The sequence below is a fragment of the Pseudomonas sp. GM84 genome, assembly GCF_000282535.1.
Classification (GTDB): Bacteria; Pseudomonadota; Gammaproteobacteria; order Pseudomonadales; family Pseudomonadaceae; genus Aquipseudomonas.
The window spans coordinates 1-2,870 of sequence record NZ_AKJC01000372.1 but is presented as its reverse complement, the minus strand read 5'-3'; the positions used below and the strand labels follow the sequence as shown (position 1 = coordinate 2,870).

General features: G+C 64.1%; 3 protein-coding genes. 2 read left to right on the top strand and 1 reads right to left on the bottom strand.

Going from position 1 to position 2,870, the window contains the following annotated elements:
- Positions 1 to 160: 160 nt before the first annotated feature.
- On the bottom strand, positions 161 to 1,225 hold the full coding sequence (locus PMI38_RS25935) for an AI-2E family transporter (RefSeq protein WP_008101077.1): 1,065 nt from the start codon (positions 1,223 to 1,225) through the stop codon (positions 161 to 163).
- A gap of 130 nt (positions 1,226 to 1,355) precedes the next feature.
- Here PMI38_RS25935 and trhP point away from each other — a divergent pair, with 130 nt between their 5' ends.
- Both trhP and PMI38_RS26900 read left to right on the top strand, forming a co-directional pair.
- The gene (gene trhP / locus PMI38_RS25930; RefSeq protein ID WP_008101075.1) at positions 1,356 to 2,723 is read left to right on the top strand and encodes a prephenate-dependent tRNA uridine(34) hydroxylase TrhP; all 1,368 of its coding nucleotides are present in this window, start codon (positions 1,356 to 1,358) and stop codon (positions 2,721 to 2,723) included.
- A 47-nt stretch (positions 2,724 to 2,770) separates the two neighbouring features.
- The coding region (locus tag PMI38_RS26900; RefSeq protein ID WP_008101072.1) for a twin-arginine translocation signal domain-containing protein at positions 2,771 to 2,870 on the top strand (100 nt) is incomplete at its 3' end.

Genomic DNA, 2,870 nt, shown 5'->3' with positions numbered 1-2,870 from the left:
GCTTCGCCGGTGTTCGCGGGACAAGCCCGCTCCCACAGGAGTCGCGCCAGCTTTTAGACATTGAGCAAGACAGTTGCTGCCACAGGTACAGCACAAGCTTTGAATGCTGTGGTGTACCTGTGGGAGCCGGCTTGCCGGCGATTGGGGTGCGCAGCAGCCCCTATTGAGGCAACTGCACCTGCGGCTTGGTCGATGCAAAAATCGCCCAGCTCGACATGAACAAGGCCGCGATCAGCGGCCCGATCACGAAGCCATTGAGCCCGAACACCGCCAGCCCACCCAAGGTGGACACCAGGATCATGTAATCGGGCATCCGGGTGTCCTTGCCCACCAGGATCGGCCGCAGCACGTTGTCCACCAGGCCGATCACCAGCACGCCAAACGCCGTCAGGATGATCCCCTGCAGCATCGCCCCGGTCAGCAGGAAGTAGGCCGCCACTGGCGCCCAGATGATGCCGGCGCCCACGGCTGGCAGCAGTGACAGGAACGCCATCAGCACCGCCCAGACCAGTGCGCTGGGGATGTCCAGCACCCAGAAGATCAAGCCGCCCAGCGCCCCTTGGGTGATGGCCACCAGCACATTGCCTTTTACCGTGGCCCGCACCACCCGGTTGAACTTCAGTTGCAGCTTGCGCTTCTGGTGCTCGGGCAATGGCACGGCAAGGCGCACCTGGCGAGCCACCTCAGGACCTTCGCGTAGAAAGAAGAACAGCAGGTAGAGCATGATGCCGAAGCTCACCAGGAACTCGAACGTCCCCTGGCCGAAACTGTAAGCCTGAGTCGCCAGCACCTGACTGCCTTGCGTGGCCCACTTGGTGATCTTGTCGCGCAGGCCTTCGAGGTTGCCCATGCCGAGGCTGTCCAGGCCATGCTGGGCGAAGGCTGGCAGCATGTCCTTGCCACGCTCCACGTAACCGGCGATGTCCAGCTGCCCGCTCTCGATACGCTGGTACAGACTGGCGCCCTCCTGCACCAGCAGCGCGCTGGTGATGATGACCGGCAGAATGGCCACCACCAGGCACACCAGCAGGGTGGTAGCAGCAGCGAGGTTGCGGCGTCGGCCAAAACGTATCAGCAGGTTGCGTTGCAACGGCGCGAACAGGATGCCGAGGATCACCGCCCAGAAGATCGCGCCGTAGTACGGCAGCAGAATCCACAGGAAGGCGAAGGTGACCAAGGCCAGAAGTGCGGCCAGGGCTTTGTTCTGCAGCGCGGTTGCTTTCATGGCGGCTCCTTCAGTGTCCTGAACATTAGTGCAGGCCATCATGGGAAAAGTGCCACCCGACCCTTGATTCAAATCAATACGCCGCCCCCGGTCACACCCTAGGATCCGCGACTTTTGCCCCGGTGCGCCCATGAACCCGATCGCCAAGCCCGAACTGCTGGCTCCTGCCGGCACGCTAAAGACCATGCGCTACGCCTTCGCCTACGGCGCCGACGCTGTCTATGCCGGCCAGCCGCGCTACAGCCTGCGGGTACGCAACAACGAATTCGACCACGCCAACCTGGCCCTGGGGATCGCCGAGGCGCATGCCCTGGGCAAGCGTTTCTACGTGGTGGTCAACATCGCGCCGCACAACGCCAAGCTCAAGACATTCCTCAAGGACCTGGCGCCCGTAGTCGCAATGGCCCCCGACGCCCTGATCATGTCCGACCCCGGCCTGATCATGCTGGTGCGTCAGCACTTCCCGCACATGCCCGTGCACCTGTCGGTGCAGGCCAATACGGTGAACTGGGCCAGCGTGCAGTTCTGGCAGGGTCTGGGCCTGAGCCGGGTGATCCTGTCCCGGGAGCTGTCACTGGAGGAAATCGAGGAGATTCGCCAGCAGGTGCCGGACATGGAGCTGGAGGTGTTCGTTCATGGCGCCCTGTGCATGGCCTATTCCGGCCGTTGCCTGCTGTCGGGCTATCTGAACAAGCGTGACGCCAACCAGGGCACTTGCACCAATGCGTGCCGCTGGAAATACCAAGCCACGCCAGCCACCGAAAATGCCACCGGCGACATCGTTCACGAAGTGCAGCCTACCCTGGGTCTGGGCGCGCCGACCGAGCAGGTGTTCCTGCTGCAGGAAAGCAACCGCCCTGGCACCGAACTGCCCGCCTTCGAAGACGAGCACGGCACCTACATCATGAACGCCAAGGACCTGCGCGCCATCCAGCACGTCGAACGGCTGGCGGCCATGGGCGTGCATTCGCTGAAGATCGAGGGCCGCACCAAGTCGCACTTCTACTGCGCCCGCGCGGTGCAGTCGTACCGCCAGGCCATCGACGATGCGGCGGCCGGGCGACCATTCGACATGGCCCTGATGGACAACCTCGAGTCCTTGGCCCAGCGCGGCTACACCGAAGGGTTCCTGCGCCGGCATGTGCATGACGAATACCAGAACTACCTGCGCGGAAATTCGCTCTCCGAGCGCCAGCAATTCGTCGGCGAGCTGACCGGTGCGCGGGTGGACGGCCTGGCGGAGGTCAAGGTGAAGAACCGTTTCGCCGTGGGCGACCACCTGGAGTTGATGACCCCGCGCGGCAACTACCACTTCGACCTGCACCAGTTGTGCAATCGCCAGCAGCAGGCCATCGACGTGGCGCCTGGCGACGGCCATGTGGTGTACCTGCCGATCCCCGAGCAGGTCTCGCTGGATTACGGCTTGCTGATGCGCGACCTCGGCCACGAGCAACCGGCGCTGCCTGACGAGGCTGTAATCCCCGCCTCAGCTGGCTGACAGGCGCAACAGGCGACGATCGTGGCTCTCCCGCAAGAGGCCACGCCATGTTGCCCACCACTTCCCGCCGTACCTTCGTCAAAGGCCTGGGCGCCGCTGCCACGCTCGCGGGCCTGGGCCTGTGGCGGCCGCTGGCCCATGCCGCCG

What these genes read in the sequence shown, in the direction of transcription:
- PMI38_RS25935 (WP_008101077.1), bottom strand. Translation starts at nt 1,225, where the DNA reads ATGAAAGCAACCGCGCTGCAGAACAAAGCCCTGGCCGCACTTCTGGCC.
- trhP (WP_008101075.1), top strand. Translation starts at nt 1,356, where the DNA reads ATGAACCCGATCGCCAAGCCCGAACTGCTGGCTCCTGCCGGCACGCTA.